The 7,260-nt window shown below is 38.3% G+C and carries 6 protein-coding genes and 1 pseudogene; all 7 read right to left on the bottom strand.

The window, feature by feature from the left end; translation table 11 throughout:
• The coding region (locus tag AZF08_RS31875; RefSeq protein WP_201030641.1) for a condensation domain-containing protein at window positions 1-1,242 on the bottom strand (1,242 nt) is incomplete at its 3' end.
• Complete coding sequence (locus AZF08_RS31870) at window positions 1,187-2,215, bottom strand: condensation domain-containing protein (protein ID WP_265184969.1); 1,029 nt, start codon at window positions 2,213-2,215, stop codon at window positions 1,187-1,189. The genes AZF08_RS31870 and AZF08_RS31875, both read right to left, overlap by 56 nt.
• Window positions 2,216-2,255: 40 nt before the next feature.
• Entirely contained in the window at window positions 2,256-2,879 is a 624-nt protein-coding gene (locus tag AZF08_RS31865; RefSeq protein ID WP_265184968.1) for a condensation domain-containing protein, read from the bottom strand.
• A 2-nt stretch (window positions 2,880-2,881) separates the two neighbouring features.
• Window positions 2,882-4,780 (bottom strand): amino acid adenylation domain-containing protein, encoded by a 1,899-nt coding sequence (locus AZF08_RS31860; protein ID WP_265184967.1) that lies wholly within the window; start codon window positions 4,778-4,780, stop codon window positions 2,882-2,884.
• Between the two features lie 58 nt (window positions 4,781-4,838).
• A pseudogene (locus AZF08_RS31855) lies at window positions 4,839-6,143 on the bottom strand (condensation domain-containing protein); the annotation flags it as partial.
• The gene (locus AZF08_RS31850; protein WP_153019564.1) at window positions 6,025-6,360 is read right to left on the bottom strand and encodes a condensation domain-containing protein; all 336 of its coding nucleotides are present in this window, start codon (window positions 6,358-6,360) and stop codon (window positions 6,025-6,027) included. The gene AZF08_RS31850 and the pseudogene AZF08_RS31855, both read right to left, overlap by 119 nt.
• A partial coding sequence (locus tag AZF08_RS31845) for a condensation domain-containing protein (protein ID WP_265184966.1) occupies window positions 6,330-7,260 on the bottom strand: 931 nt, incomplete at its 5' end. The genes AZF08_RS31850 and AZF08_RS31845, both read right to left, overlap by 31 nt.

The following is a 7,260-nucleotide window of genomic DNA, read 5'->3' as shown; positions in this document are numbered from 1 at the left end:
AAGCAGGATACTGATATTACTATCCTCTAGCATGTAACGAATTCGTTCCTCAGGATATTCCGGATCAATCGGTACATAAGCACCACCTGCTTTTAATATTCCAAGTGTCCCTACAATCATTTCTAATGAACGTTCTGCCATAATTCCAACCAACTGATTTGCCTGTACACCTTCCTCTCTTAGCGTTCGCGCCAACTGGTTCGCTCGTTCATTCAACTCACGATATGTCAATTGCTGATCTTCGAATACTGCCGCGATCTGATCTGGCGTACGCTCCACCTGTTCTTCGAACAATTGATGTATAGTCTTTTCACGTGGATATTCAATCGCTGTATCATTGAACAATTCGAGAATCTGTATTTTTTCTTCCGCTGTTACCAATTCTAATTCTTGTATACAAATTTGTGGGTTATTTACAACTTGCTTAATAACTTGAATTAAATGACCACGAATTCGTTCTACGCTTGAACAATCATATACATTGGCATTGTAATTAAGTCGAATTTTAAATTCTTCACCAGGGACAACAATTAAATTAAAATTATAGCTTGTCTGTTCTTCCATATTTGCATTCTTAACTTCTAATAGGTTTTCGGACTGGTTACCAACGCGTTCCATTTCCGTCTCTGTAGGATAGTTCTCAAACACCATAAGATGTGTGATCAAGTCTTGCTTTTGTTCCGTTTGTGCCTGTATTTCATACAATGGATGTGTATCGTATGCATGTGAGGCTACCGCCTGCTTTTGATTCTTTTTCATTACTTCTACAAAAGATTCTTCCGCATCACAACGGATACGCACAGGAATTGTGTTAATAAATAATCCAATGATATTTTCTACACCCAATATTTCTGATGGTCTTCCAGAGACTACACTTCCAAATACGGCATCGGTACTGTTATTATATTTCTGCAACAATACGCCCCATGCTGTCTGAATTAAGCTGTTAATTGTGACTTGATTATCACTAGCTACCTGTTTCATCTTCTGCGTTAATTCTCTATCAAACTCACAAAATAGCTCTTCCAAAACATAACCTTCAGCTTCATTTTTCAAGTTTTCTTTTGGTAATAATGTTTGCCCTTCATACCCCTCTAAATAATTATTCCAATATTTAGAAGCCTCTTCATGATCTTGCGTTTCTAACCATTCAATATAATCACTATATGGTGTTACTACAGATAATTTAGGTTCTCTTTGTTCCTGAATAGCATAGTAAGCTTCGAAGATTTCCTGTGTCACCAGTGGGATACACCAACCATCCATTAGGATATGGTGGAAACTCCAAATAACATCTTTGTTCCTGAATAGCATAGTAAGCTTCGAAGATTTCCTGTGTCACCAGTGGGATACACCAACCATCCATTAGGATATGGTGGAAACTCCAAATAACATAGTATGTTTGCTCCTCAGTACGTAAGATCGTCATACGCATTAATGCATCTTCAGCAAGATCAAATCCTCTTTCCCTATCTTCATTCGTATACACCTTTATCCAATCTTCACGTGATGACTCTTCCATTTCATGAAGATCTTTATAATAAAAGTCGATTTTTCTATTTCGATATACGATTTGTAACGGCTCGTCATTCCAAGCACTCACAAAGTTAGTTCGGAATATGGCATGTCTTTGCACCAATTGCTCCAAACTTTGAGAAAATGCCTCTATATTCATACTTCCCTGTACATCGAACCTTGCTTGTTCAAAATAAGCTTCCGATTGTGAGTTCAACAAGCTGTGGAATAACATACCCTTCTGCATTGGAGTTAATGGATACACATTTTCGATTTCGCCTATGTGCTTGGTTTCCTGTACAACGCGGTCTAATGCTTCGATTGTCATCCCTTTAAAAATAATATCACTTGGTGTGAGCTCCGCTCGCTCTTTCGTAACGCAATGTTCAATCACTTCTCGTAGGCTCGCTTGTAGCCCATTCGCCAATTGTTCTATTGTTTCTCTTTCATATTGCTTTCTACTGTAATTAATTCCTAATGATAATTTTCCATCCGTTAGAATACCATTAATAATAAGTGCAAACGGTCTGCTTTGCTCTCCACTTACATCTGAACCACTCGAATAAGTTGATATTTGCATCGCACTATTCTCTAAGTCTTGGTCAAACTGACCGAGATAGTTAAAGCTAATCTCTGGCTTCAGTATAGATGGCTGCTTTTCTTGATTTTCAGATAGATATTTTAAAAGACCATATCCAATCCCTTTATTCGGAATTTGACGTAATCCTTCTTTAATATCCTTAATCCGGTGAATATTTTAAAAGACCATATCCAATCCCTTTATTCGGAATTTGACGTAATCCTTCTTTAATATCCTTAATCCGGTGAGAGATATCGCTCCCTGCTTCAATTGGCAAGACTACTGGATATTGACTCGTAAACCATCCTACTGTACGAGTAATATCAAGATCAGAAAGAATAGATTCTCGTCCATGTCCTTCCAGATTTACAGCGATTTTTTCCATTCCTGTCCATTGATGAACTGCCATTCCTAAAGCTGTTAACAATAAATCATTGATTTCAGTGTTATATGCTCGATTTGTTTGTTTTAATAACTGCTCTGTTTCAGAGGCTGTCCATTGGATAGTGATGACTTCGCTATCCTTTATCAAACCATAATCTTGTTCCTTATCTTTCGGTAACAGTCCCGTTGAGATTTGCTCGATCTCATTCCAATATTCGCGCTCTTTCTCCATCTCTGGACTGTTCGCGTAAAGGGATAATTGTTCTGCCCATAATTGGAAAGAATCTGTTTTTTGTGGCAGTTGAATCGCCTCTTCGTTTACCACTTGTTCATATCCTACCCCTATATCTTCCAGTAATATCCGCCAAGAAACACCATCCACTACTAAATGATGAATCACAATCAATAAAAATGATGAATCACAATCAATAAATGGTCGCCCTCTTCACATTGGAACAAGCCTAGTTTCATTAATGGCCCTTCACTTAAATTAATGCTACTTTGAATCGCATTCGTAGCCTCTTCAATCACTGAAGCCGGATTCCCATTCCCTGTGAGATTCATCACTTCCAAGTTGAATAATTCTTCTTCCTCTATTCCTCGGTTCCATGCCTCATACCCTTGTTCTGTTTGATGGAAGACCATACGTAAGGCATCATGATGCTCGGCAATTTTTTGCATTGTCTTACGAAGGGCTGATACATCAAATCCTTGTTTCCGGTATAACATGAATGCTTGGTTAAGATGGTGAGGATCTGCAATCTGATTTTTAAAGAACCAAAGTTGAATTGGTGTTAACTTAGCCTCGCCTGTTACTTCGCCTTGTTCAGCAACTCGCGTCATTTTCTCCACATGCGGACTTAAAGACGCTACAGTCGAATATTTGAATAAATCCTTCATATCTACTCGATAACCAGCTTGATGCAGTCTCGAAGAGACTTGGATGGATTTAATTGAGTCGCCTCCTAAATCAAAGAAATTGTCTAATACTCCAATTTGCGGAACACCAAGTACCGTTTGCCAAATTGAGACTAACATTTCTTCTATTGGGGTTTGCGGCGCAACATACTCCGTACCTGTTTGTAAGTTTCCTTCTGGCTCAGGTAACGCTTTACGATCAATCTTACCATTTGCTGTTAATGGCATGTGTGCCAGCTGTACAAAGTAAGATGGAATCATATACTCTGGTAATTCTTGTRACATCGCCTCYCGAAGTTGYCCCACTGTTAGGCTTTCATCTCCAACAAAGTATGCGCACAATTGTTTTAATCCATTTTCATTCTCTCGTACAATAACAATGGCTTCTCGAACCAGCTCCAYTTTCTGTARCGTTGACTCAATYTCTCCCAGTTCAATTCGATACCCTCGAATTTTCACCTGATGATCCATTCTTCCTAAATATTCGATTGTTCCATCAGGTAGCCATCTACCGATGTCACCAGTCCGGTACATTCTTTCGCCAGGTACAAATGGGTTGGTTACAAATTTTTCCCTTGTCAAYTCATCTCGATTYAGGTACCCCCGAGCAAGACCATCTCCACCGACACATATTTCTCCCTGTACTCCAACAGGTAGAAGTTTGTTCGACTCGTCCACAATATAAACAGTGGAGTTCGCAATTGGTCGACCTATCGGAATATTTGAATACTCCTTGCTAATAGGAAAACTGCAAGAGAATGTTGTATTTTCCGTCGGTCCATAACCGTTGATGATTGTAAGGTTAGGACAACTGCTTCTCACCATTGAAATTGTGTTTGGCGATAGCGCATCTCCACCTACCAATAAATATCGAAGTGAAGAAAATAATTCAGGATTTTGTAGAGCCAATTGATTGAACAACGGCGATGTTAACCACATTGTCGTAATTTGATATTGYTTCAACGCTTCATTAAGCTTTTCAACGCTTAAAATAACCGTCTCTGGAACAATATATAACTGTAATCCATTTAATAGAGCACCCCAAATTTCAAAAGTACAAGCATCAAACACTAAAGCTCCGGTCATCAAAATCCGGTCTCCTTCAGCGAATTCTACATAATTAGTATTTTGAACCAAACGTACAACACTTCGTTGTTCTATCARTACCCCTTTTGGTTGYCCMGTGGAACCTGACGTATACATAACRTAYGCTAAGTCCTCAGCAATTGTGACCAATGGAAGATTAGTATTATCATCTTTATACAAACTTGGATTACTCAAATCAATTAAGACTCCAGAGAAGTTAAAACGATCCGTTTGTACTGCAGATGCATACTGCGTAAGCAGGATACTGATATTACTATCCTCTAGCATGTAACGAATTCGTTCCTCAGGATATTCCGGATCAATCGGTACATAAGCACCACCTGCTTTTAATATNAAGCAGGATACTGATATTACTATCCTCTAGCATGTAACGAATTCGTTCCTCAGGATATTCCGGATCAATCGGTACATAAGCACCACCTGCTTTTAATATGCCAAGTATCCCAACAATCATTTCTAATGAACGTTCTACCATAATTCCAATTAACTGATTTTCCTGTACGCCTTCCTCTCTTAGCATTCGTGCCAACTGGTTTGCTCGTTCATTCAACTCACGATATGTCAATTGCTGATCTTCGAATACAACCGCGATCTGATCTGGCGTACGCTTCACCTGTTCTTCGAACAATTGATGGATAGTCTTCTCACGTGGATATGCAGTCGCTGTATCATTGAATACTTCGAGAATCTTCGTTTTCTCTTCCGCTGTTACCAATTCTAGATCTTGTATACAAATTTGTGGGTTATTTACAACTTGTTGCATAATTTGAGTCAAGTGACCACGAATTCGTTCTATACTTGCATAATCATATACATTGGCATTGTATTCAAATTGTACCTGCATCTCTTTCCCAGGTACTACAATCGTATTCAAGTCATAATTTGTTTGTTCAGCCATAGATATATTCATAATTTTCAAACTAGACTCATCATGATTTCCTGTAAATTCTATTTGTTGTTCTAAAGGATAGTTTTCAAACACCATAATATGTGTGATCAAGTCCTGCTTTTGTTCCGTTTGTCCCTGTATGTCATACAATGGATGCGTATCGTATGCATGTGAGGCTACCGCCTGCTTCTGATTCTTTTTCATCACTTCTACAAAAGAATCTTCCGCATCACAACGAATACGCACAGGAATTGTGTTAATAAATAATCCAACAATATTTTCTACACCCAATATTTCTGATGGTCTTCCAGAGACTACACTTCCAAATACGGCATCGGTACTGTTATTATATCTCTGCAACAATACTCCCCATGCTGTCTGCATTAACGTATTCAAAGTAACTTGATTACTATTCGCTACCTGTTTCAGTTGCTCCGTCAATTCTTTGCCAAGGTTCCAAACTAAGTTACCTGAAATATAGTTTTCATTCTCATTAGAAGAAGTAACTTTTGGCAATAGTGTTTGCCCTTCATACCCTTCTAAATAATCATTCCAATATTTAGAAGCCTCTTCATGATTTTGTGTTTCTAACCATTCAATATAGTCACTATATGGCGTTACTACGGATAATTTAGGTTCTCTTTGTTCCTGAATAGCATAGTAAGTTTCGAAGATTTCTTGTATTACCAGTGGCATGCACCAACCATCCATTAAGATATGGTGGAAACTCCAAATAACACGGTACGTTTGCTNTAGCATAGTAAGTTTCGAAGATTTCTTGTATTACCAGTGGCATGCACCAACCATCCATTAAGATATGGTGGAAACTCCAAATAACACGGTACGTTTGCTCCTCGGTGCGTAAGATAGCCATACGCATTAATGCATCTTCAGCAAGATTAAATCCTCTTTCCTTATCTTCAGTCGTATACTTCTTCACCCACTCTTCACGTGATGACTCTTCCATTTCAATGCATCTTCAGCAAGATTAAATCCTCTTTCCTTATCTTCAGTCGTATACTTCTTCACCCACTCTTCACGTGATGACTCTTCCATTTCATGAAGATCTTCATAATGAAAATCAATTTTTCTATTTCGGTATACGATTTGTAACGGCTCATCATTCCCAGCACTCACAAAGTTAGTTCGGAATATGGCATGTCTTTGCACCAACTGTTCTAAACTTTGAGCGAACGCCTTTAGATTCATACTTCCCTGCACATCAAACGTTGCTTGTTCAAAATAAGCTTCCGATTGCGGATTCATCAAGCTATGAAATAACATACCTTTCTGCATTGGAGTTAACGGATACACATCTTCAATTTCGCCTATGTGCTTGGTTTCCTGTACAATACGATCTAATGTTTCAATCGTCATCCCTTTGAAAATAATATCACTTGGTGTGAGCTCCGCTCGCTCTTTCGTTACACAATGTTCAATGACTTCTTGTAGACTCGCTTGTAACCAATTCGCCAATTGTTCTATCGTTTCTCTTTGGTATTGCTTTTTACTGTAGTTAATTCCTAGTGATAAATTTCCACCAGATATCATTCCATTAATATCCAGAACATACGATCTTTCATGATTCTTATTTTCGAAATCACCACTCGAATAAGAAGACACCTGCATCGCAGTATTCTCCAAATCTTGATCAAACTGCCCCAGATAGTTGAAGCTAATTTCTGGATTCAATGTAAATGTCTGTTTTTCTTGATTTTCAGATAGATATTTTAAAAGACCATATCCAATCCCTTTATTCGGAATTTGACGTAATCCTTCTTTAATATTCTTAATCTGATGAGAGATATCGCTCGCTGCTTCAATCGGTAGGACTACTGGATATTGACTCGTAAACCATCCTACTGTA

This window comes from Bacillus gaemokensis (assembly GCF_001590835.1).
In the GTDB taxonomy this organism is placed as follows: domain Bacteria; phylum Bacillota; class Bacilli; order Bacillales; family Bacillaceae_G; genus Bacillus_A; species Bacillus_A gaemokensis.
This window is presented reverse-complemented; position numbering and strand designations above follow the sequence as displayed.